The sequence below is a fragment of the Enterococcus hulanensis genome (assembly GCF_005405485.1).
Taxonomy (GTDB): Bacteria; Bacillota; Bacilli; order Lactobacillales; family Enterococcaceae; genus Enterococcus_A; species Enterococcus_A hulanensis.
On the sequence record NZ_BJED01000001.1, the window covers coordinates 26,254 to 50,992 of the forward strand.

Genomic DNA, 24,739 nt, shown 5'->3' on the forward strand with positions numbered 1-24,739 from the left:
TTATTTCCTAATTTTTCACGGTAAAATAGAGTGAATCGTTATAATCAGTATCTATGTATTACGGATAGAGAAACATCCTTTTTCAGGTTTTCTTGTTCAGTGAATGCCGATAAAGAAAGGTAAGTTGAAAAGAAGGAGAGGAAGAAATTGAAGAAAAATGTAGGGAAATTATTTGTTGTTTTGATGTTACTTTTCCAGTCTATACCGGTCGCTGAATGTGCACAGGCAATAACGACCGAATCAGAACAGCCGCACGGTCAGCAGGTTGCCGTGTCGTCGGAAGCCTTAAAAGAAAGCACGACCGTTTCCGACAACGGCAATTCTACTACACCATCTCAAGCAAGCGTGCTAAAACCAAGTGCGAGCAGTCAATCAAGTACCACTGTTCCAACGGCTAAATCTTCATCCAGTTCGCAGTCATTAGAGCAAACGACAACTTCAACTCATGAAGAGACTAAACAAACAGTTTCGAAAGCGTCAGCACCAACACCTGCGATTACGAAGGGCATCAATACAGATATAGAGCGAGAAGAAACGCCGGAGATACTAATCAATTATGAGGAAGAACTGCTGGAAGGCTTCGACTCAGCAGCTTCTTATGAATTACGCTTTGGTAACAAGAATAAAATCTCTGTTTCAAATGTAGTTAGTTACAAAATTACTGAAGAAATGTTCGGTAAAGTCTGGAAGATCGTTCGTTTGGGAAATGGACATACAACACAAGAAAGTCTGGCACAAGATTTGACGATTGGCTGGCGACAACAATTGCCTGAGAGTTTAATAACGGTTGAAGATGAAACAGAAAAAGATAAAAATGACGGAAAGCTGATTGGTGTTGATGCCAAAATGCAATACCGCAAACAGGGGGAAACGGATTGGCTCCAAGGAGCACTCAACGGTATAGTGGAAAACTTAGATCCGGGTGCTTATGAGGTTCGCTATGCCGCTAATCATGGGGGAGATAAATTTGCCAGCCTGCCTATCAATAAAACCATCAATCCTGGCTTGGAGCGTGAAGAAACACCGACTATCAGAATCAATTACGAAATGGAACTGTTGGAGGGCTTTGATCCAGAGGCTTCTTATGAATTACGCTTTGATACTAACAATATAATCTTTGTCTCAAACGTAGCTAGTTATAAAATTACTGAGAATATGTTCAGCAAGGTCTGGAAGATCGTTCGTTTGGGAGACGGGCTAACAACGCAAGAAAGTAAAGTACAAAATTTGACCATTAAGGACCGCCAACAATTGCCTGAGAATTTGATAAAGGTTGAAGATGAAACAGAAAAAAATAAAAATGACGGAAAGCTGATTGGTGTTGATACCAAAATGCAATACCGCAAACAGGGGGAAACGGATTGGCTCCAAGGAGCACCCAACGATAGAGTGGAAAACTTAGGTCCGGGTACTTACGAGGTTCGCTATGCCGCTAACCAAGAGGGGAATAAATTTGCCAGCTTGTCTATTAAAAAAACCATCAAACCTGGCTTAGAGCGAGAAGAAGCACCTGCGTTTATCATTGATTACGAGAATGAGAAGTTTTTGAAGCTAGATCCAGCTGCTACTTATGAGCTGACAGAAATTCCCGTCTTTCCACTTCGAGAGAAATTGAACAAGTCGCTCGTGATTACTCCCGGACAGTCTACCTATCAACTCACCGAGGAGATGTTAGGAAAAAAATGGCGTATCGTTAGAAAAGCGCGTTCGGCAGAGTTCATGGATAGTCAAGTGCAGGATATTTATTTGGATCAACGCTTTAATATTAGCGCCGAAACATTCACGGCTATCAAAGAAACGAGTCCTGGAGCTGGAGACGGCAAGTTAAAAAATGTCTTCAAAAATACGCAGTATCGAGAAAAAGGTTCTCCTAATTGGCTTGATGGAGAAACTCACGGTACTGTTGAACATCTACCAGAAGCAGTTTATGAGATACGCTACAAAGGCGACACTGGACAACGAATGTTTGCCAGTGAGATCATCGAGGTGGATCTTGCCAATGGGTTGATTCAGAAAATCAAGCCAGAAATCAAAATAGATTATGAACGAGAACTGCTTTACGATTATTTGCTTAATGAGCAGTACAAGACAGCTTCTTATGTCATAGATCATTGGATTTATGCCCCACAGCCAAAAAATCTAGAGGTTCCAATCACGGAAGAAATGTTTGACACATGGACATATATAAACATCGAAGAGCAGATAGGAATATCTGTTGCAAGCGATGTGCAGAAATTTGTCATTCCAAAACGCCAAACTCTTGATGGAAAGACGATATCAGTTGATCATGAGACCTATGGTGGAGCGAAGGATGGTCGTTTGACGGGTATTTTTACTACTATGGAATACCGCAGGACTGGCTCTAATAAATGGCTAAAAGGAACCACAGATGGGACCATCAAAAATCTGTCTCCGGGAACCTATGAGATCCGCCAAGCAGGCAGTAATGCGGAACAAAAGTTTGCGAGCTTACCGATAACAAGAGAGATAAAAGCAGGTGTGCCAAAGGCCAAAACGCCGCAATTAAGCCTTAACTATGAAGGAGAAACGCTCGATGGTCTAGATGTGTCGGCAACATATCAATTAACTCTAGATGGTAAAGAATATTTAGTTAAGGGAATAAAAAGCTATGCGATCCCTCCAGAGATGTTTGGTAAGGACATCACGATTATTCAGGTCGGCGATGGCAAGGATAGTTTGAATAGCGATCCACAAAAGCTAATGATTAAGGCGCGGCCCGTCATAGATACAAAAGTGATTCAAGCCATCAATGTCAGCGGACAGAAGAAGCAAGATGGTCAGTTAAAAGGGATCACAGCGGACATGGAATATCGGATATCAGGCACTTCTGCATGGCACCAAGGAACAAAAGCAGGTGTGATCTCGAATTTATCCGCCGGAACTTACGAGATTCGCTACTCAAGCAGCAATGAAAAACAAAGATTTGCGAGTGCAAGTATCGAAAAAATCATCGGCACTAGCACAGAGAACGTACCAACTGGCCCGTCAGAGAAGCCTTCTGCTGGCAAGCCAGTGCCAAAGCAACCAGCCAATAAGACACAAAACACTAAAGTACAAGCCGGGCAGATATCAAAAGCTGTACGAGTCGAAAAGCCTAGTGTAAAAACACGCCCTAAATCATTACTAAAAGCAGGAGACGAAACCTCTTATAATATGATACTGGTTGGAATAGGGCTGCTAGCAGTATTGACTCTTTATTGGAAGAAAAGGTACAAAAAAAGTTAAAACTTTATCAAAGCTACAGAATTAATGGACCTTCAACCAAACGAGGTGATCGGCTTTGAAGATGCGCAGGCTGGTATCGACGGGATTAAAGGCTGTGGAATGTATGCAATCGGGATCGGAGAGGCAGAGCAATTAAAAGGTGCGGATCGAGTGATTACTGATTTAACAGAAATAGCTATTGAAGAGTTACTTCAAATATAAGAAAACGGAGACTGCCAAACGAATCGGCAGTCTCCGTTTTTGATTCACTGAAGGAAACGATTTATTTACTTGCTTTTCTTGTCTGTCTCATCAAAAGTAATGAGAAAACCAAAAGGATACCTCCAACTACGATCAACAATGGTGAGGTTTGTTCTCCTGTAATAGGATAATTCTTTTTGCCTACTGTTGAGTTGATTTCTTGGAATGTTCCCTTGTTTCCATTTGTTGGCGGGTCATCATTCGATCCTAATGGACCTGGGATCATTTTACTAGAGTCAGTGGTACTAGAGTCAGTGGTACTAGAATCGGTGGTGCTAGAGTCGGTAGTGCTAGAGTCGGTGGTACTAGAATCGGTGGTGCTAGAGTCGGTAGTGCTAGAGTCGGTGGTACTAGAATCGGTGGTGCTAGAGTCAGTGGTACTAGAGTCAGTGGTACTAGAGTCAGTGGTACTAGAGTCAGTGGTACTAGAGTCGGTGGTACTAGAGTCAGTAGTACTTGGTTCAGTAGTACTTGGTGTAGTTGAATCTTCTGTCAAAATAAATTTATTTCCGGTAGCATTTTTACCCTCATCTTTAAGTTCGTCAAAGGGTGATTTCCAGGTTGTTCTGGAAAATGCCAAAGTATAGTTTCCAGAATGACGTGCAATATCGGTTAATCTTCCAACGTTGACCTCTAGTTCTTCTTTTAATGTGGGCGTATCATCTTGAACGATCCAGCCGGTATAACCATCTTTCCGAACCTGAATGCTCAGAGCATTTTGTGTATTTGAAATGGTAAAATTTTCTCCCTCCAAATTAGAAAAACTAAACCCTCCATTTGCATCAGTTTTTGTACTAGCGACAACAATGTCTCCAGAGTCAGTATGTTCAACTAAATCTACCCAAACATCTTCAAAAGCAGTTGATTCGGACCATGCAGGTGAATCTTCGGATGATGAAAGCTCTTGATAGTTTACTTGGCCATCAATTGTTGGCTGAATCACAAAAATATTTTGATAATTCGCAGTTGGAGCATTGTTTGGTCTTTGTGTATCCAACCAACTTGTTAAACCGACTTGTCCAGTAAGCTGTTCAGTAGTCATTTGGCTAAGATCCAAGTTAATTGAACAATTTGTCATTGCATCAAAATCAGATTTAAGTCTTTCACCTGTATCAATTTTTATCATTTCGATTCGATAACCCATAAAGGTTCCTGGAAATTCATAGTAATCCTCAGGATGAGCATGCTGCATCAAAAGCTCCGTCTTATCATCAAAGGTGATACCGTCATCGGTCGTATAGAAATGGAAATCAACGCCTTTATCTCTGAAATCTTCTATTGACGAAATAGTTTGAGGGCTGTCGGGAACATTCGTATCCCGGAATAACAAGATCAGTTTAAAGGAATCTCCTTCAATACTTTGTACAACTGGTTCCTCAGTTGGAGTAAGCATTGTCCATGTAGCAAACAAATCCTCGCGATAAAAATCTCTTACTCGGTTCAAGGAGTCCCGCTCCAATCGACTAGACAACGAGTTTGGAAAATAAAGAACATGTCCGAATTCATTCGTAGCTTCAGGCCCAAAAATAACTGCACTCTGAGTACTCGTAAGTGCTTCAGCCGTAGATTTCCCCAAGAGAGCCGTAAAACCAACAAGAAATACAATAGTTAGTACCTTTCTAAATCTTTTCAAAATAATCACTCCCCTATAAAAATAATTCATTTTTAAACGAATACGGTCTGTTTCAAATTTAATATAACTCGAAAATAATCGATTGGACCATCATAAATCGGTAAGGGATAAATCAATATTTGCTAACGTTTAATAAGTGATAATATTTTTTTGAATTAAATTATATATTTGAATTATAATTACTTTAAAAATATTTTCTGGCAAATATTCGTTCAGCAAAACAGAAGTACTTTTACGTAACCAAAGACGAAATGGCCGCCCTTGGTTTATCAGACAAGCAATTAGGTTTAAGAATGGTTGTTGATAACGGTAAAATAGTCTTAACACCTAAAAAAATCATCCTGAAACAATTGATGAGCTTTTTGCTGACTATGATGGAACAGCTCTGAATGCCGACGATCGATACGAATGGGATGAGCCAGTAGGAAGGGAGCTGCTCTAGTTGGAGAAGGATAAAACATATTTTGAACTACAACAGGGCGATATCCTATTTTTAGATTTTGATCCAACATTAGGACATGAGCAGAGAGGTTACAGACCCTGTATTGTTCTAACAAAATCTATCAAATATTTAAATTATATGTTTGGGGTTGCTCCAATTACCAGTAATTCGAAGGAGTTTCCCTTACACCTGCCTTTACCTAAGGAACTGAATCTCCATGGAAAAGTACTTCTTGAACACCATCGGATACTAGATTTAGAAACATGCAAATTCAAATTCGTTGAGTCAGCTCCTCCAGACTTTACTGAAGAGTGTATCGCAAGGCTAAAAGTACTCTATTAAGTGTTTCGAGAGAGTTCTAGTAAAAAATATTAAGGTAAGTAAGAGGAAAATATTTGTGAGAAAATGATTATAAACAGATTGACAATCCTTATTGATTTATGATAACCTTTCCATAAGTTCTTGATGTTATTACTTCGGGTAAGCATGTGAGAAGCAAATAGAAAATTGTTGGATGTTATCACTTTATGTGAGCAGGACCTATTTACCGCACAGTTGTCGTGTACGTAAATGGGCTTTTTTTGTGGCTAGCGAGGGAAATATTTTATGATCATAAAACGAGTGTTAAATAATAATACCGTCATTTCTTCCAACAGCAAAGGTGTCGATGTGCTGTTGATGGGGAAGGGCATTGCTTTTGGTAAAAAGAAGGGTCAAGCGGTCGACATGGAGCAGATCGAAAAAACCTTTTTACTGAGGGATAAAGAGACTCAAAGTAAATTTACTGAATTATTGATCAATGTGCCGATGGAGCATATTTTGGTCTCGGAAAAGATTATCAATTTTGGCAAAATCAAATTAGGTAAGAATTTGAATGAGATTATCTATGTTAACTTGACTGACCACATTCATTCAGCCATCGATCGATATCAAGAAGGATTGATTTTGAAAAATCCGCTTCGTTGGGACATCGCACGTTTTTATCCCGATGAATATGCCGTTGGCGAGAAGGCTATTGAGGTTGTTCGGAACGATTTGGGAATATCCTTTGAGATTGATGAGGCAGCATTTATCGCAATCCATTTTGTAAATGCGGAGATGGATAAATCTTGGGATCTTGCTTACGAGATCGCAGAGATTACCAAAAGGATCGAGACGATCATCAAAAATCATTATCGGACAGAATTTGATGAGAATTCGTTGGATTATTATCGTTTCATCACCCATGTGAAGTTTTTTGCCCAGCGATTATTGGCAGGAGACCACTATGATGATGAAGACGAGGAATTATTAAACACATTGAAACATAAATATGAAGGTGAATACGCCAGTGCATTAGAAATCAAAAAGTACGTGCAACAGGACTTTGAGTATGAATTAAGTTCAACCGAATTACTTTACTTAACTGCACACATTCGACGAATCACTAAAAATTTGTAACTAGGATTGTTATCCCATCGGAGCATGACCTAGAGCTTGTCATCAAGGCAGCTTTAGGTCTTTTTTTGCGAATTCAAGGTGGTAGCAGATCAGTGATCATATTTAGAAAAGAGGAAAATAAATGAATTATCAACAAACAGCAAAAGAAATCTATAATGCCGTTGGTGGCAGTGAGAACATTCAAACAGTGACTCATTGTGTTACTCGGTTACGCTTAACATTAAAAAACCAAGGACAAGTAGACGATGAGAAAGTCAAAACCATTCCAGGTGTTATGGGCGTAATGAAAAAGGCCGGTCAATATCAGGTGATAATGGGGAATGATGTAGCGAATTATTATCGTGCATTTAGCAAGCTGGGGGATTTTGGCTCAGCACCTGTTGCTTCAACGGAAAAGAAAAATATATTTGAACATTTAGTAGAAACGATTTCCGGCTGCATGTCTCCGTTGATTCCGGCTTTGTTAGGCGGTGGAATGATCAAAGTTTTATTGATTATTTTGCCCTTATTAGGAATATTAAATGAAACATCTTCTACGTATGCAGTTCTTACTTTTTTTGGTGATGCGCCGTTTTACTTTATGCCTGTGATGCTAGCGTTTACCGCTGCACAAAAATTTGGCGTAACTCCGATGTTAGCTGTTGCGGTAGGTGGAATAATGCTGCATCCGAGTTTTGCTACGATGGTCACAGCAGGTGATCCGATAGACATTTTTGGGTTACCAATCACATTGGCGAGTTATGGTTCATCGGTTATTCCGATTTTGATCATGGTTTGGCTGATGAAATACATTGAGGCGTTTTTCAATCGTATTATTCCAGCTGTGATGAAGAATCTTTTGCAGCCTTTACTGGTTTTATTGTTATCAGGTGTAATCGCACTTGTTGTCGTTGGTCCATTAGGCACATTTGCAGGACAAGGTTTATCGGCAGCAGTGATTTGGATTCAAGCAAAGGCTGGTTGGTTAGCCCTAGGTTTAATGGCAGCTTTCATGCCGTTAATTGTTATGACAGGAATGCATTGGGCGTTTGCCCCAATCTTTTTGATTGCCTCTCCAGCCTCACCAGATGTTTTAATTTTACCAGCTATGCTTGCGGCGAATGTCGCTCAAGGTGCGGCAGCATTGGCTGTTTCAATGAAGGCTAAAGATAAAGATTTGAAACAGGTAGCCTTAGGAGCGGGAATTTCAGCTTTATTAGCAGGGGTGACTGAACCAGCTTTGTATGGTGTGACATTAAAATACAAAAAACCATTATACGCAGCGATGATTGCAGGTGGCTTATGCGGAATCTTTATGGGAATTACTGGAGTGGAATCGTACGCCTTTGCGGTGCCATCACTTGTGGCACTTCCGCAGTTTATTAATGGGAGCGTCGATGGAAACTTTATCAATGCGTGTATCGTAGCTGTTGCTTCAATCATTATCACCTTTATGTTTACATGGTTCTTTGGTATTGATGAGGAAGTTACAACAGAAACTGCTGTTTTAGAAGTTGTCGAAAGCGGTAGCGGTGATCCCAAAAAAGTTTTAGCACCTGTGAAGGGCAGAGTTATTCCTTTAGAGAAGGTCAATGACTCAGCATTTTCCAGTAAAGTGATGGGACAAGGAATTGCAATCATCCCTGAAGAAGATACGATCGTTGCGCCTTTTGATGGAACAGTATCTGCTCTTTTCCCAACGAAGCATGCGATTGGCTTGACTAGTGAGGCGAATATGGAACTGCTGATTCATGTCGGAATTGATACGGTGGAATTGAATGGCAAGTATTTTGAAAGTCTTGTTGCAGTTGGCGATAGGGTTAAGGCAGGGCAGCCACTGTTAACCGTTGATTTTGCGGCTGTGAAAGCTGCTGGTTATGACACCGTGATTCCGATCGTGGTGACAAATAGCGATAGCTTTATTGATGTCGTACCAAAGGATGAAATGAAAACAGCAGATTATGAAGAAGCAATTCTGTACGTGATTTAAGTTGGATCAACGACTGGGGGAAGAATAAAATATGAGTAGATTTCCAAATGATTTTTTATGGGGCGGAGCAGTTGCCGCAAATCAATGTGAAGGGGCTTATTTAGAAGATGGAAAAGGTTTAACTGTGCAGGATGTTACGCGAAAAGGCTGGCATGAAGCACCTACTGAAGCACCGATGGAAGACAATTTAAAATTAATCGGCATTGATTTTTATCACCGTTATAAAGAAGATATTCGCCTCTTTGCAGAGATGGGATTCAAAGTATTCCGTTTGTCGATCGCCTGGGCGCGAATTTTTCCGCAAGGGGATGAACAAGAGCCTAATGAAGCTGGGTTGGCTTTTTATGATGCGGTTTTCGATGAATGTTTGAAATATGGAATCGAACCTTTAGTTACGCTGTCTCACTATGAAACCCCGTTACATTTAACACGGACATATGACGGCTGGCGTAACCGGAAAATGATCGATTTCTTTGAACATTATGTTCGAACAGTTTTTAATCGTTACAAAGATAAAGTCAAATACTGGTTAACATTTAATGAAATCAACTCAATTACGCATGTACCATTTCTTAGCGGTGGAATCAATACTCCAAAAGAAAAACTAACGCAACAGGATATTTTTCAAGCAATCCATCATGAGTTAGTTGCTAGTAGCCGCGCAGTCCAAGCATGTCATGAGATCATCCCTAAAGCGCAGATTGGCTGTATGATTTTAGGAGTACCGGTCTATCCGCTAACACCCAAGCCCGAAGACGTTTTAAAGACTTTGGCTACCGAGAGAGAAAACTTTTTCTTCTCAGACGTGCAGGTGCGCGGATACTATCCAAGCTACTCTAAACGTATATTTAAGGAAAACAATATTCAGCTAGATATCCAGCAACAGGATTTGGAAGATTTGAAGCATACCGTTGATTTTGTTTCCTTTAGCTATTACATGAGCATTTGTGAATCGGATGATCCAACCAAGGTAGCTGGTGAAGGGAACATTATTGGTGGGATACCAAATCCATATTTAAAGGCGAGCGAATGGGGGTGGCAGATTGATCCAAAAGGTCTACGCTACTACTTAAACATCTTATATGATCGCTACCAAAAACCTGTTTTCATTGTTGAAAATGGTCTAGGAGCGGTGGATGATCTAGTGACATTGGAAAATGGCGAAAAAACTGTTTTTGATGATTATCGAATCGACTATATGAACGATCACTTGGTTCAGGTCAAAGAAGCGATTGAAGACGGTGTTCCTGTAATGGGCTACACTTCTTGGGGCTGCATCGATTTAATCAGTTTCACCACAGCAGAAATTAAAAAACGCTATGGTATGATTTACGTGGATCGAAACAGCGATGGTACAGGCACACTGAAACGCTACAAAAAGAAGAGCTTTGACTGGTTCAAAGAAGTAATCGCCTCAAATGGGGATTCATTAATTAAATAATTGAAGAAAAGGAATTCATCCTCTTGAGATATGAGAGGTGGATTCTTTTTTCCATTTTTCCGATAGACTTCCGTCATGTAAACGAATACAATTGCATTAACGCTAGTTTTTAGTTTGCGATTGTGGAGGCGAAGAGATGGAGTTTATTGGTGTTTTGTGTCTGATTTTAGTGAGTGTCACTGTTGCGAGCCATTTTTCGCGAAGAATCGGTATACCAGCGGTGATCGGGCAGCTGCTCGTGGGTATTCTGCTGGGAAATGGGGGACTGAAAATCGTCCATCCGGATATTCTGGTGACGGATTTTTCTGAGATCGGAGTCATTTTACTGATGTTTCTTGCAGGGATCGAAAGTAACTTGCCGCTGCTGCGAAAGTATTTTCGGCCGGGGGTGTACGTGGCTTTGCTGGGGATTCTATTCCCGTTGTTACTGGGAACCGGCAGTGGCAATCTCTTTGATATCCCATTTAACCAGTCCTTTTTCTTTGGGTTGATTTTGGCGGCAACGTCTGTCAGTATTTCGGTCGAAGTTCTGAAGGAATTAAAAGCAGTCAACACGAAGGAAGGTTCGACGATTCTAGGAGCCGCAGTCGTTGATGACATTTTGGTGGTCTTGATCGTTAGTCTGTGTATGCCCTTATTGGGAGTTGAAAGTACCAGCGACCGATCTCTTGGCTTCATGCTGATCGCGCAGGTTCTCTTTTTCATCGCGGTCTTCTTCTTGATTCGCTGGGGGGCGCCTTATTTGATGGAGTTGAGTAAAAAAATATTTGCTCAGTCTTCTGTGATTATCGTTTCTTTGACGTTGTGTCTGAGTATGTCCTATTTGGCTGATTTCATCGGACTAAGTTCAGTGATCGGAGCGTTTTCTTGCGGGATTGCGATTGGTCAGACGAATGTCTGGAAAGATGTGCGTTACAATATTGAGGCGATCGGTTATGCCGTGTTTATTCCAGTCTTTTTTATCAGTATCGGTTTGGAAGTGACCTTTGATGGTCTGACTAAGCAGCTGCTGTTTATCATTGTTTTTACCGCTATCGCCATTTTTTCAAAGCTTTTGGGCGGATTTCTCGGTGGAAAGCTGTCGGGCTTTGGGAATCAAAGCAGTTTAATGGTGGGTTCAGGGATGGTTTCTCGCGGAGAAATGGCTCTGATCATTGTGCAACTGGGCTTTCAGGCGCATTTAGTAGTTGGAAAACACTATTCTTCTATTATTTTGGTCATCCTGTTTACGACCTTATCGTCGCCATTTTTACTAAAATATTTTACGAAAAAACTGTATTCATAAAAAAGGCCTGTCACGTTTAAAGCGTGGCAGGCTATTTCTTTAGTCTTTGGCTAAAGAGATCACGGGGGACAATAAGAGAAAGCTGATCACCGTACCTTCTCGCACCATCAGGGTCAAATGGAAGATAAAAGTCAGCAGCAAAGCGATCGCGATACAGAATAGATCAATGCTGTAGCGGTAAAACTTGAAGCTATGAGTGGTTCGTTCGGCTAAAAATAAACAAAAGGTCTCGATCGGGAATTTAAGCAGCTGATACTTCAAAACTTTTCCTGTCCCGATCCCGGCGATGATCGTCCCCAAAATGAACAGCAGGCATTTTAACAGATAGGAATGGAGCGTAAAAAGCGGGAAAACAAAATAGGTAAACAGATTGATTGCTGAGCCGAAAAACAATAAAGCAATACTCATCGTCAGATAGTTTTTCAGCTTAGGCTGCCGATCTAGCAGCAAACAGGCAATCAAAAATAAGAAATTCAAGATAGCAGTGATAGTCCCGATTTTGATCTGGCTAAATTCAGCCAATGTAGCATTCAGCGAGTTGAAGCTGCTGACGCCGATGCTGGCTTTCAATGTCAAGCTGATCCCAAAAGCACTCAGCAGATAGTAAAAAAAGGAAAGAGTTAAATTTTTTCGATTCATCATGATTGTTCCTCCGATAACTAATTGATAGGATGAGTATGCCGGAAATAAAAAATGACAACTAGGAGATATAGCCTAATTAGGAGAAAAAATGAAAAAAGAAAACTATGATGAATCAAACAAGCACAGCTTGAACCACCTGCAGCTGCCATTTTTGACTAAGTCGATCTTAAAGCAAAGCTTCGTAATCGACTATGACCGCAACGAAAAAATCGTTAGTCAGACGACTAAACTTGATTATCTCTATATTATATTGGAAGGAAAAGCCCGCATCATTCAACAGGAACCGAATGGAAAGAACCTGATCCTGCAGTTTCTTGAGACTGGTGATTTTATTGGGGAGCTGACGCTGGTGAAGGCAGAAGCAACGCCTAAAGATGTGATCGCGATCGATTCTGTTCGCTGTTTGGCGATTCCGCTGGGAGTGGTGGAAAGTACTTTAATGAAGCAGCCCGAATTTCCGACCTTTATCGCTCAGTACATCGGAAAAAAACTTCTGCTGCGAATGACGCATTTTTCAAATGCTCAAACCTTTGAGTTAAAATATCGTCTAGCGGCATTATTAGTAGAAGTTGCCGTAAACGATCAATACAGCGAAAACAATACACAGATCGCCGATTATTTAGGCGTCAGCTACCGCCATTTAACACACACTTTCAAATACCTGCGGGACAATGAGTATATTGAAAAAAATAAAGGCGGATATTTAATCGATCAAAAGAAGCTTCATGAGCTGATTCGAGCGGGGAATGATGCTTAAAAAACATGAAGAATAGACACTTGGTTTGTGAAAGAGACGGACTCGTCTCATGAACAAACAACCACAAAACAAAAGCCGAACGACTTTGCAGCTATCAAGAATGATAGTACAAGGTCGTTCGGCTATTTAGCTTTTTATAAAGATTACCAGCAGGTCGCTTAAAGAAGATGCAGATTGTTAAATGAAGCACAATAACTTCAGTCTTCCATGAAATTGTTGATCTTAAAAAAAACTATTTCTCCGTATACTTAAGATATCAAATGAATAATAAAAAAATTATAAAATGGATTGAACTTTCAATCGAATTGGTTAAAAACTTTTTAAAAACTTAAAATTTTTGTTTTTTAAAAATTAGCAGGTATTAGTTTTGGTCTACATGTCTTAATTCATCCAATAGATTAAAACCAAACAAAAGACGGTGTTATTTAAGCGTTATATTTCTGTTAGTAGAAGCATAACTCTTATCGAACACAATTGTAATGTAACGCTCATTATCTATTAAATTAAAATTATCAATGTATTGCTTTGGTTTCGTAAAAAACGTATTAATAATCGGTTTATTATAAGTTAATTATCAAATTTTTTAAAAATAATTATAAAAAATGGGTTTTTGATGTGTTAGGATTTTGAATGTGAAGGAGGTGAGAAAAAGATGAAGCGACGGAGAATATTTTTTTTATTATTAATCATTCTGCTTCCGAATAGCAACATTTTTATCGCAGAGGCTAAAGAGGCGTCAACTTCTTCGTCAAATATGACTGACAAAATAGAGCAGAGTAATAAACAAAACATAGAAGCGACTACCAATACCACTTCAACGGAAGAAAATATTCAAGAAAGCTACAATTCTGAGTCAAAATTTGAAAGTGAACAAACGGAAAAAACAAAAAGCATGACAGAAAGTTCATCCGCCAAAGATCAAGAAAGCGAAAGCTCAGAAACGAAGGATGATGTGCAAAAGGCTATGAAGACCGATGCTGAGTTGCTGGCTGCTAATGAGGCTGAGGTGAGTAATTGGACAGATTTTGTGAATGCGATTCTAAACGAGGATATTACCAAAATTACGCTAACCGCTAGTTTTGATAATCCCAACGCCTCGGATGTTAGACTCTCCACTTATGCAAGGAAAAATGATTTAGAAATTGACGGGCAAGGCTATCGCGTTAATTTTAAGGATTCCTCGATCTATCTTGCTTCGCCGAAAAATGCTATAGGATATTTCCAAATGCATGATATCATTTTAAACCAAAATTATGCTGGTGCTTATTCTGAAGATATCGTTGGTACACGTTTGATTACTGCAAATGGTGTTAAGTGGAAATATCGCTTTGGAAACATCACTACAGAATCGGGTGTACAGCGGTTAGCTAGGGCTTCTCATTCAGAAGTAAGAGTTTATGGAAATATGAATATCAATACTCGTGCAGAAAACTTCTATTTGGGCAGTCTCATTATGGAAGACGGAACAATTTATAAAGGAAACGTAAACTATTATGATTTTTCAGTTTTTTGGTATAACGAAGCAGCTAATGCTGGTTCTACTGGGGCTTCCAGAGAATTTACGATAGGAAAAAATTGTCGTGTTGATGTTGGTCAAACACAAACCTCTGGTCGAACATATCCCGCTGTGTATCACCATTATCTTTCGTTGACTGTTGGGGAAAATAGTACCTACAACGTTGATATGCCAGGAAATGCGGTACGTTTTGACGATGCGGGCGCCGGTATGACGATTAAAAAGGGCGCAATCGTGAATTTGACGAGTAAACAAACATCAGGTTCGGTAGTAGCCTTTAGTAACAATAATACCTATTTAAATGCGGAACCAGGCAGCTATTTCTATGTCATCGGAACAAGTAATCAACCATTGATAAATATCTCGGCTGATGGGCTTGGAACGGGGAGCGTAGTTCGCACAGGAAATTCATTTATTTTAAACAGTCCCGCTCAATATGACTTGCGAAATTTGAATAATAGTCAGACCGCTGTGAATGTTGCTTATATCAATTATTCAGCTAACACTTTCGCGATTTCCGATTCAGATATCGATTTATGGAAGGTCGGTATTCCTGTTTTAGGACCTTCTAGTGAAACATATGCGAAAGTTCCTAATTTGAATGTTGTGGGAAGCGGTACGAGAGAGGTCGTTACGACACCGGTTGCTGGATTAGACCAGTTTAAGCAAGCGAATTATCGACGGATTTCGGGGATGAATCAGAATCCAAAGATCGAATGGACGGCGGTGACTGATGCGGATAAGACGATCAAAGGGCGCGTGATTATTGGGGAGGTTCCTGATAACAACGGCTTGGTCGCAGGGGAGATCAAGTATATTCCAGTCTATGCCTCAGAAAATCAGGCGAAGGTCACGTTGACGGACACTCATGGAAACGTTAGAGCCGATTTATCAACAGATGCCAACGGCTATGTATCCTATTCAGATACAAATGATCCGATCCAGTTTCAAAAAGCCGGAGAAAAAATTTCTGGTATTGCTGAACGAGGACCGTGGATCACGCCAGATCCAATCGAAACAACTGTTATTGATGCAACACCACCAGAACCCGCTAAAGTAGACCATTCGGACGCCATCCAAAGTACTACTAAAAAACTAACGGGAACTGGGGAGCCTAACAGTATTATAACATTAACCGTTAATGATCAGCCATCGGGAATTGCCGGTCAGCTGGTCGGCGCGGATGGAAAATGGGAGATCGATATCTCCAGCTTGAACCTTGTAAAAGATGATGTACTCCAATTCTTCTTACAAGATCAAAGCGGCTTGATTACAGGCCTCAGTGAAGCCGAGCGACCAAGCACGAATAACGCAATCGGGAATATCAATCCTAAAAATGATATGACCTATCGTGACGCAACCTTCAAAGCAGCAACAAAAGCTACTGTGGTCGGTTACCTGTCTTTAGCTTCGGTTCCAGACGGTCTTGAGTTTGGAGACAATCAAGTATCGAACAAGACCGAAAACTATCGGCCAACGATCAGTGGTGAGCTGGTCGTTTCAGATACCCGCGGCGGGGCGAAAAAACCATGGCGATTGACCTTGAACCAATCAGAAGAATTAAAAAACGGCACGATTTCACTTGGGGATGCGCTTTACTACACGTCTCAATTAGGCGAAAAGCAGATCACGACAGCGACGCAAATCGTTGAGTCGGGAGAATTTACTGCTGACGGGTCGAAGAATATCTCGGCCGATTGGCAAGGCAGCAACGGATTTAAGCTGACGGTCCCAGTCGAAAAACAACGTGTAGGCGATTATTCAGGAAAATTGTCATGGAAACTAGAAGATGTCCCAGGAAATTAGGTGAGTAGATGAGACGATTCGTGATAAATAGTTTATTGATGATGCTGGTGCTCTTTACTACTGTGCCTGTCTTTGCGGCAGAAGCTAATTATGATAGTAACGGAGTCACAGCGTTTTATGGAAAATATGAATACCCAAAAGAAGAACCTGAAAAGGAAAAGCCGGCTGAAAAAACAGAAGCTGATAGTGAAGCGGCAAATGAGACGGTCCAACCAGCAGCACCTGCTGCGTCAAGCAGGTTGGCAAGTACATTACCTGTTTATAAAGGTGAGGGAGCCATTCTTCCGGTGACGGGAGATACCTCTAGTGGGCTGACTTCATTGCTTGGTGTTGCCTTATTGGCACTTCTCTTTTTCAAACTGAAGGAGGTGGAGAACACTGAAAAAAATACGATTTGTTAGTTTTCTCCTCCTATTTTCAACCTTTGCCGGCGGAATCATGGCGCAGGCCGAGGATACAAACACGCATATGAACTATCAAAGCGGCGGCGGGTCAGCAATCAAACCGCTTGATCCACTGCTGCCAGATCCCACCAAACCGGTGATACCCGTTGATCCTACTGATCCAACAGGGCCGCCTGCCGGAACTGGCGGAAGCCTTTCGCTCGATTTTGCCTCCGGTTTTCAATTTGGCAATCAAGCGATTTCTACTAAAAATGAAACCTACTATGCTCTTCCGCAAGAATATACCGACTTTGACGGGACAAAGAAAAAAGGTCCCAATTATGTTCAGATGACGGATGTTCGAGGAACCGGAGCCGGGTGGCAATTGAGTGTGAAGCAGAATGGACAGTTTCAAACGTCAGAAGCACAAAAGCTTGAAGGTGCCGAATTGCAATTCAAAAATGGCGAAATGATTTCAAATCTTTCAAGTACTTATGCGCCGACTGCCAGCACAACGATCGAAATGCCGTTGGATGCGGAGATCGATGTCGTGACTGCCAACAGTGAAAAAGGGATCGGCACATGGCTCTATCGCTTTGGCTCAGATGAGTCCAGTGGCGGGCGCTCGGTTCAACTGACCGTTCCCGGCAGTTCAGTAAAATATGCAAAAAAATATCAAACTTCCTTGACTTGGAGTTTAAAAAACGTACCTTAAATAAAACATTATTGTGAGGAGAGAAATTATGAAAAAAGTAAGACTTATGACAGTTGCCACTTTAGCAGCACTGTCGCTATCAACCGTTGGAGCACTGACTTCACATGCAGCATCTGTAGATTATGATTCAAACGGCGTGGTGGAGTTCATTCCCAATACGGACCCGACTCAACCCGTTGATCCGACCGATCCTGACCCAACAAATCCAGTGGAGCCAGTCGATCCAACCGATCCTACTGGACCAAACCCAGGAACAGATGGACCGTTATCCATCGACTATGCCTCTTCATTAGACTTTGGGGTAAATAAAATCACGAATAAAGACGAAGTTTACTATGCAAGAGCGCAGCAGTTCAAAGACGGCCGCGCGGCAACACCAAACTATGTTCAAGTTTCGGACAACCGCGGGAATAACGCAGGTTGGACATTGAAGGTTAAACAAAATGGTCAATTCAAGGCAACAGGTACTTTGAATGATACTTTGACAGGCTCAGAAGTAAAACTTGTCAGCCCAACAGTTAACAGCAACTCAACCGCAGTATTTCCAACAGCCGCTGCAACGATTGAATTAGATCCTGCAGGAACCGAAAGCTTAGTAATGTCGGCGAAAGTTGATCAAGGGGCTGGAACCTATTCAGATCGTTGGGGAACAGTTGAAACAGTCAAAGAAACGGATAAAGACGGAAACGAAGTCGATGCTGAAGTGACGAAAGCAGTTACCTTGTCAGTGCCCGGCAGCACACCTAAGGATGCTGTGAAATACAGCACATCATTGACATGGAGCTTGTCTGACGTACCAGGAAATTAATATAAATTAGGGGGATTACTTAACATGAAAAAATTTGGTTCTTTATTTTTAGCAGCAGCTATTTTAGCAGGAGTAACATTAGGTACAACAACAACATTTGCGGCAGACGGCGGCGATTATGATTCAAATGGTGTGATTACCTTTACACCAAATACTGATCCGACGAATCCGGTCGATCCCGTTGACCCAACCAATCCGGTTGATCCAGTCGATCCAACTGATCCAACGGGTCCAAAACCAGGGACATCAGGACCATTATCGATCGATTACGCGTCAAGTTTAGACTTTGGTACACAAAAAATCACGTCTAAAGATGAAGTCTATAAAGCAAAGGCCCAAAAATACATCGATAAAGATGGTGTAGAGAAGACGGGACCGAACTTTGTCCAAGTAACAGATAATCGCGGAACAGAAAAAGGCTGGACCTTACAAATGAAACAAAACAGTCAGTTCCAAACAGCGGATGCTGATGAATTAACTGGTGCTGAGATTACCTTCAAAAACGGAAATGTCGTGACGGCTTCTGACTCAGAAAAACCAACTGGACAAGCAACAATCGTGGCAGATCCATCAGGTGATTTGAAGGATGTTATGGCAGCTAAAGATGGACAAGGCTCTGGGACTTACTTGCTTGATTGGGGTACCGATGCGGCGACAGCGGCTGACAGTATTGAATTAAGCGTGCCAGGTTCAACTACGAAATATGCTAAAAAATATTCAACAACATTTACTTGGGTACTTAGCGACACACCAGGAAACTAATTAATAAGAAGGAAAAAAAGGGATGCTGGAAACATCCCTTTCTTTCACTGAGAGGATAACGAGACGATGAAATTTAGAAAAATGGCGATACTGGCGGCAACTGTTTTTAGTAGTTTAATGATGACGACACCAAGTTTTGCTTCGGAATTCAATTTTGCGGTAACACCTAAGCCGTCAGAGAACCAAATCGACAAGCAAAAAACGTACTTTGATTTACTACTGGCCCCAAATCAAGAGGAGACATTGACCGTCGATCTGCGAAATGATACCGATAAAGAAGTAGTCGTAGAGGCTCAAATCAATAGTGCGACAACCAATGGCAACGGTGTAGTCGAGTACAGCAAAAATGCGATTAAAGCGGATAAAACACTAAAATACGATATAAAAAATTATGTCGAGGCACCAGAAGAAATCACCTTAAAACCGCAATCTGCGGCCGAATACAAAGTAAAAATACATATGCCGAATGAAAAATTTGCTGGTGTGATTGCTGGCGGTATCACCTTTAAAGAAAAACCAACCGACAAAACAAGCGCTTCTTCGGATAAAAATGACAAGGGTCTAGCGATCAAAAACGAATATTCCTATGTCGTAGCCCTGTTGATGCGCCAAACAACTGATAATGGCGCTCCAGACTTGAAGCTGCAAAACGTGAGTCCAAATCAGCGCAATGCCCGCAATGTCATCCAAGGGAATCTGCAAAATCCCAACGCGACTTATTTGAATCAATTAGCGACTAAAACGACGATCACTAAAAAGGGCAGCACTGAAGCACTTTATACAGATGAGCAGTCTGACATGCAGATGGCGCCGAATTCTAACTTCAATCTATCTGTTCCGTTAAAAGGGGATCGCCTAAAGGCTGGGAAATACACGATGAAAATCGAAGCCTACGGTCAACAAGATCCAGCGGGAAGCTATCAATTCCAAGCAAAGGGCAGTTCAAAGGAAGAGAGCTACCAATACCATTGGTCATTGGAAAAGGATTTCGAGATTAAGGCCGAGGTAGCGAAGAAATTGAACGATTCAGATGTCACAATCAAAAAAGATTACACATGGCTGTATATCCTGATCGGGGTTCTGTTATTAGTGGTGATCATCCTATTCATCGTTTGGCGTAAGAAGAAAAATGACAAAAAAGATCCGGTTTAGCCTCATTTTGATTTATTGTGTGGCAATCACGCTGTTGTTTCTGCCGTTTATGAAACAAGTATTAATTATTTATCGAACCCAAACCGTTTCGATCAAACCAATCGAAACGGGGGATGTTTCGGAAAATGTTCCTTTAGAAGCGGTTCAGCCGCCCGATTTGACAGATGTATTAGGTTTTGAAAATAAGCAAACTTTTTATTCAACCGGTCAGATTATTATTCCCAAAGTCGAGATCAGCCTGCCGCTTTTTTCAGGTGTGACGAATGAGCAGCTTTTGGTTGGCGCAGGGATGCTTTTTCCAGAACGAAAAGCGGAAAAGCAAAATATCGTTGTGATCGGACATCATTTAGGACAAAACAATCTGCTGTTTGGCAAGTTGCTGAATGCTGCAGTTGGCGATCCGATTTATTTGGAATATCAAAATCAATTTTATCAATATAAAGTTAGTCAAACCAAGCTCATCCAACAAACCGAGCTAGAGGTGTTGGAAAACAGAAACAAAGCGGAAATCACACTAATCACCTGTGACAAACCAACCCATACCGAACAGCGGTTTGTGGTTAAAGGAGAATTAGTTCAGCAACCAACGAAGAAAAGCAGGCAAAAACTATTGCAGCAGAAGCAGCTGATCCAGAAAAGAAATCAGCAAAAAAATCTGATCTACTGTATCGGTGTAGTGCTTCTGTTTCTGGTCAGTTTGTTAATCGGAATAAGACTCATTACTAAGATCAGCAAGTAAATTACAAAAGGAGTGATGGGATGAAGAAAAAATGGACCCGTTCATTGTTGGTCGCCATTGGAGCATCGATCTTTTTATATTCAGAAGATGTTTTTGCAAGCACGGCCATCTATGACCCGCTGGACCCGCAGAATACGATTACTCCAATACCTAATGAAGAGCACGATATGAGTGATTATTTAGTGGAAAATGACTCAACTACACAATCAGCTGACTCGAATTCTTCAGAAGAATCTAAATCCGAAGTGACCATGCAAAACAAGGAAGAGGACGATACTCAAAATGATCCTGCTCAAAGTGAAGGGCAGCCAGCCAACTTGCTGCCTAAAAATGGCTTGAAGCAAGCGGACAAAGACAATGATTTCTCAATCCCAAATCCCTATCTGCCAAAGTTCAAGGAACATCCTAAGAACCAAGTTCTGATGTTAGACGATGAATTCTTTTTTTCGCAGAATACAACCATCCTTCCTCCTGATAGTGGCGGCGGATCGGGCGGTGCGCCCAATGACTTTGCGGATATTGCTCAAAGTGCTTATCTGCTGTCAGGTGTTGTCTTGTACGGTAAATCCAATGGAAATTTAACATCAAGGGTGAGTGAACACTTTGCTTGAAAATTTACTAGCAAAAGAAGAATGGCGGAAATACCAGCTTTTAAAGCAATTAGAACGCAGCTCCTATTTTGCGCTATCCAAAAAAGAAATCATGGATCATTTGGCGATATCAAATTTTGTGCTTAAAAGTACCATTGAACAATTAATCCAGGATCTGGAAAAATATGGGTTGACCCAGGAGATCCATGTGTTTTTAGAGGAACCCTTTGTGCAGCTGGAGATCACCGGAACGGCCAGCTCAGAAACCCTTCTAGAAAACTATGTAGCAGAATCAACCGGCTTTAATATTTTACTAGGAGCTGTTTTAGGCAAGTTCAAATCACTGAATGATTTCTCAGAAAAGACACTGCTTAGTTATCCGATCGCCTACAATAATTACAAGCTGTTAAATAAATACCTTGCAGCCTATGAGCTTTCGATCGATAAAAAATTTCGCCTCATTGGTGAAAGTGAAAAGAATGTTCGCTTATTCTTGACGGAGCTGTTTTCTCGTATCTATAAATGCAATTTCCAAATTTTTGATCAAACAAGGAGCTTTGTTCAGGCTAAGCAAATGAAATTGAAGGACACGAAGCTGACCGTTCATCAAAAAACGGCTTTAGAGCACTATTTATACGTAACCGATCTAAGAATTCGCCAACAAAAATTTGTCGAAGAGGATCATAAAAATGTCCTATCAGTGGAAGACATTAAAGAAGAATTAACGGATAGTTTCTTTGTTCGTGTTCCTGCTGAGGCGCGGGAAGCAGAAGTCTGCGCTTTCTTGAGTTTCTATTATTCTCGGTCAGAAGAGCTGGGGAAAAAATTGAAGCTGCGTCAAAACAAGCAGATCCTGAACTGGAGCCAAAATTTATTGACGAAGCTGATCGAGTCTTTTCCCAAATTAATGGAGATGCCTGAAAAGCACGAGCAGTTCTTGGAGCAAAGCAATTTTTTGCATTTTCAATTTTTGGAAACAAGTCAAGCAAGCGAAACCATTCAACCGGAAATTAATATCATCTATTTCCAGCAAAATTATCCTGCTGTCTTAGAATTTTGTCGTGTGTATATATCCGGGCTGCAACAAAGCGAACCAGAATTATTTTGTAAGAAGAAGCAGGTCCTTTTCCAATACTTATTTTTGATTTTAGATTCCTTTTCAAAAGATACACTCGTTGAGGTGATCAATGTCTATGTTGATTTTTCCTTAGGTAATTTATACAACCAATTCATTACGGAAAATCTAAACTTTTTCCATTTAGTCGGAGCTAGAATCATTACCGATATTGCAACCGCCGATATTTTATTGACTGACTCAAGAGATATAGGGATTGCTTACAATATTGACTGCGTCGTTTGGTTATCACCTCCGCGCCCGTTAGATTGGGCAAATCTCGGACAAAAAATCATTCAAAAAAGAAACGAAAAAACGAAGAAAGTGTAGAAGCTGTTTCATTCTATGCTTTTTTTGTTGCTGAATAATTTGTTGCATTTGCAACAAAAATAAATTATGATAAGCATGACTTGGATAAGGAGGATTAAAATGACCGATGTTCTTAGAGAGATTGGCAAGATCGCCAGAGCCTTGGATTCTATCGCCAATATTGAATTTAAAGAGTATCAGCTTTCCAAAGGACAATACCTGTATCTGACCCGGATTTTCGAGAATCCCGGCATCATTCCAGATAAATTAGCCGAGATGATCAAAGTTGATCGAACCACTGCGGCTCGAGCCATTAAAAAGCTGGAGGAGAAAGGCTTTATTGAAAAGAAGCCTGATTCGAAAAACAAAAAAATCCGTCGTCTATTTGTTACCGCCGAAGGAGCAGAGCTCGCTCCAATTATCCAATTGGAAAACGAATATTCGAATCAAATCGCGCTGCAAAATTTATCCGCACAGGAAGTAGAGGCATTTACTAAAACCTTGAAAACCCTGACCGCTAATATCGATGAAGAATGGCTATCCGTCAAAAAGGGCAATAAGAGGCCTTATTTAAAACAAACAAAGGAGTAATCATATGACAACATTTATCGCAGAACCTTCATTCTGGGAAATTTTTCCCGAGGCACAAATTAACCTATTGATCGTAAAAGGCATTAAAGATAACCAAACACAGGAAACCGATCCCTATTTGATTGATCTATTAGCGCAAGGAAAAGAAGCTGCGAAGGGATTTCTGCCGGAAGAAACCTTCAGCCAAAATCCGGTAATTGCAGATTGGCGCGGCGCTTTTAGCCAATTCAAAACAAAAAAGGGTGCCCGTTCTTCAATCGAAGCGTTGTTAAAAAGGGTTAGTCAAGATCGTGAGTTTTCCCCAATCAACCCGCTGGTAGACATTTATAATAGTATTTCATTGGAATTTGCAGTGCCATGTGGGGGCGAGGACTTGCAAAAGGTAGCTGGAGATATTCGTTTAGGTCAAGCTGTCGGCGGAGAAGCCTTCTTACCATTAGGCGCTGATGCCGATGCGCCAGCCTTGCCTGGTGAGATCATTTATTACGATGATGAAGGAGCCATTTGTCGCTGCCTGAACTGGAGGGAAGCGCAACGAACGATGCTGACAGAAACAACGAAAGATGTCATTTTCTTTATGGAATCAGTCAATGCCCAGCAAGCCCAACGTGCTGACCAAGCGATGCAGGAGTTAAAGAAACGATTTACTGAGTATTTTGGAGTCGAAGGGATGGAGTATGTGGTGATGAAGGAGCAATCACGGGTAGTGTTTTAAAGTGAAACAAAGTTTATATCCGTATTTGAGATCTTTCTTGATAGTATGCGATTATATTTAGTGGCCTTTCAAGAAATCTGTTTTAACGATACTCCAGATTAGTTTAAAATCGCTGACTTCTTTTGAAAACTAACTAGGTTTTATTGAAGAAATCTAATTCTGAAATGAATTTTTGAGTAACACTTATTTATACAGGAGTCCTTTTTTATTAGTTTTGGATGAGTCATCCTTGACTAAAATAAAGGGATTTTTTTGTTTGATTTGTGATGATTCAAAGGATCGGTGAGTTATGGAATCTTTGTTATACTAATGAAATACCAACTATCTTTATTATGAAAGATTGTTGGTATTTTTTTACTATTTTTCAATTTTAAAAAGTAGGTGATAGCGATGGTATTTTAGCCCAATCAATTTTTGTCCACATTATGTAGACAGACAATGATG

General features: G+C 40.8%; 21 protein-coding genes. 19 read left to right on the forward strand and 2 right to left on the reverse strand.

The features are described 5' to 3' along the window. The first annotated feature begins 147 nt into the window (after positions 1-147). On the forward strand, positions 148-3,246 hold the full coding sequence (locus FFR60_RS00110) for a hypothetical protein (protein WP_137662474.1): 3,099 nt from the start codon (positions 148-150) through the stop codon (positions 3,244-3,246). Positions 3,247-3,270: 24 nt separating this feature from the next. After that, complete coding sequence (locus FFR60_RS00115; protein WP_212741890.1) at positions 3,271-3,447, forward strand: HAD family hydrolase; 177 nt, start codon at positions 3,271-3,273, stop codon at positions 3,445-3,447. A gap of 61 nt (positions 3,448-3,508) precedes the next feature. On the opposite strand, the gene FFR60_RS00120 is transcribed toward FFR60_RS00115, so the two are convergent. Further along, positions 3,509-5,119: a carboxypeptidase-like regulatory domain-containing protein gene (locus FFR60_RS00120; protein ID WP_137662475.1), complete on the reverse strand. Its 1,611-nt coding sequence runs from the start codon at positions 5,117-5,119 to the stop codon at positions 3,509-3,511. A 442-nt stretch (positions 5,120-5,561) separates the two neighbouring features. On the opposite strand from FFR60_RS00120, the gene FFR60_RS00125 reads away from it, so the two are divergent. The 5 genes from FFR60_RS00125 to FFR60_RS00145 all read left to right on the forward strand — a co-directional run bounded on the left by FFR60_RS00125 (position 5,562) and on the right by FFR60_RS00145 (position 11,696). Beyond that, positions 5,562-5,903, forward strand: a complete 342-nt coding sequence (locus FFR60_RS00125; RefSeq protein WP_137662476.1) for a type II toxin-antitoxin system PemK/MazF family toxin — start codon at positions 5,562-5,564, stop codon at positions 5,901-5,903. Between the two features lie 264 nt (positions 5,904-6,167). After that, positions 6,168-7,001 carry a BglG family transcription antiterminator LicT gene (gene licT / locus FFR60_RS00130; protein WP_137662477.1) on the forward strand — a complete coding sequence of 278 codons (834 nt, stop codon included), beginning with the start codon at positions 6,168-6,170 and terminating at the stop codon, positions 6,999-7,001. A 121-nt stretch (positions 7,002-7,122) separates the two neighbouring features. Next, positions 7,123-8,970, forward strand: coding sequence for a beta-glucoside-specific PTS transporter subunit IIABC (locus FFR60_RS00135; protein WP_137662478.1), 1,848 nt, complete (start codon positions 7,123-7,125; stop codon positions 8,968-8,970). A 31-nt stretch (positions 8,971-9,001) separates the two neighbouring features. Continuing rightward, the gene (locus FFR60_RS00140; RefSeq protein ID WP_137662479.1) at positions 9,002-10,411 is read left to right on the forward strand and encodes a glycoside hydrolase family 1 protein; all 1,410 of its coding nucleotides are present in this window, start codon (positions 9,002-9,004) and stop codon (positions 10,409-10,411) included. A gap of 136 nt (positions 10,412-10,547) precedes the next feature. After that, positions 10,548-11,696, forward strand: coding sequence for a cation:proton antiporter (locus FFR60_RS00145; protein ID WP_137662480.1), 1,149 nt, complete (start codon positions 10,548-10,550; stop codon positions 11,694-11,696). Positions 11,697-11,735: 39 nt separating this feature from the next. Here the strand turns inward: FFR60_RS00145 and FFR60_RS00150 are convergent, their stop codons facing one another. Beyond that, the gene (locus tag FFR60_RS00150; RefSeq protein ID WP_137662891.1) at positions 11,736-12,335 is read right to left on the reverse strand and encodes a YczE/YyaS/YitT family protein; all 600 of its coding nucleotides are present in this window, start codon (positions 12,333-12,335) and stop codon (positions 11,736-11,738) included. A 91-nt stretch (positions 12,336-12,426) separates the two neighbouring features. On the opposite strand from FFR60_RS00150, the gene FFR60_RS00155 reads away from it, so the two are divergent. From FFR60_RS00155 to FFR60_RS00210, 12 genes are all read left to right on the forward strand, one after another. Then, entirely contained in the window at positions 12,427-13,095 is a 669-nt protein-coding gene (locus FFR60_RS00155; RefSeq protein ID WP_137662481.1) for a cyclic nucleotide-binding domain-containing protein, read from the forward strand. 652 nt (positions 13,096-13,747) lie between these two features. Continuing rightward, positions 13,748-16,417: a pectate lyase-like adhesive domain-containing protein gene (locus FFR60_RS00160; RefSeq protein ID WP_137662482.1), complete on the forward strand. Its 2,670-nt coding sequence runs from the start codon at positions 13,748-13,750 to the stop codon at positions 16,415-16,417. A gap of 8 nt (positions 16,418-16,425) precedes the next feature. After that, positions 16,426-16,818 (forward strand): EF2685/EF0750 family sortase-dependent surface protein, encoded by a 393-nt coding sequence (locus FFR60_RS00165; RefSeq protein WP_137662483.1) that lies wholly within the window; start codon positions 16,426-16,428, stop codon positions 16,816-16,818. A gap of 37 nt (positions 16,819-16,855) precedes the next feature. Next, positions 16,856-17,515, forward strand: a complete 660-nt coding sequence (locus FFR60_RS00170) for a WxL domain-containing protein (RefSeq protein WP_137662484.1) — start codon at positions 16,856-16,858, stop codon at positions 17,513-17,515. A gap of 28 nt (positions 17,516-17,543) precedes the next feature. Beyond that, entirely contained in the window at positions 17,544-18,323 is a 780-nt protein-coding gene (locus tag FFR60_RS00175; RefSeq protein WP_088935820.1) for a WxL domain-containing protein, read from the forward strand. Positions 18,324-18,347: 24 nt separating this feature from the next. After that, complete coding sequence (locus FFR60_RS00180) at positions 18,348-19,085, forward strand: WxL domain-containing protein (RefSeq protein WP_137662485.1); 738 nt, start codon at positions 18,348-18,350, stop codon at positions 19,083-19,085. A 66-nt stretch (positions 19,086-19,151) separates the two neighbouring features. Then, the gene (locus tag FFR60_RS00185; protein ID WP_137662486.1) at positions 19,152-20,237 is read left to right on the forward strand and encodes a WxLIP family cell surface protein; all 1,086 of its coding nucleotides are present in this window, start codon (positions 19,152-19,154) and stop codon (positions 20,235-20,237) included. Beyond that, positions 20,215-20,976: a class A sortase gene (locus FFR60_RS00190; protein ID WP_137662487.1), complete on the forward strand. Its 762-nt coding sequence runs from the start codon at positions 20,215-20,217 to the stop codon at positions 20,974-20,976. Before FFR60_RS00185 ends, FFR60_RS00190 begins: the two co-directional genes overlap by 23 nt. Positions 20,977-20,996: 20 nt before the next feature. Next, on the forward strand, positions 20,997-21,587 hold the full coding sequence (locus FFR60_RS00195) for a hypothetical protein (protein WP_137662488.1): 591 nt from the start codon (positions 20,997-20,999) through the stop codon (positions 21,585-21,587). After that, the gene (locus tag FFR60_RS00200) at positions 21,580-23,010 is read left to right on the forward strand and encodes a helix-turn-helix domain-containing protein (RefSeq protein WP_137662489.1); all 1,431 of its coding nucleotides are present in this window, start codon (positions 21,580-21,582) and stop codon (positions 23,008-23,010) included. Before FFR60_RS00195 ends, FFR60_RS00200 begins: the two co-directional genes overlap by 8 nt. A 99-nt stretch (positions 23,011-23,109) precedes the next feature. Then, a complete protein-coding gene (locus tag FFR60_RS00205; protein ID WP_137662490.1) occupies positions 23,110-23,580 on the forward strand; it encodes a MarR family winged helix-turn-helix transcriptional regulator in 471 nt (156 codons plus the stop codon). Positions 23,581-23,584: 4 nt separating this feature from the next. Next, positions 23,585-24,295 carry a B3/B4 domain-containing protein gene (locus FFR60_RS00210; protein ID WP_137662491.1) on the forward strand — a complete coding sequence of 237 codons (711 nt, stop codon included), beginning with the start codon at positions 23,585-23,587 and terminating at the stop codon, positions 24,293-24,295. Positions 24,296-24,739 lie beyond the last annotated feature (444 nt).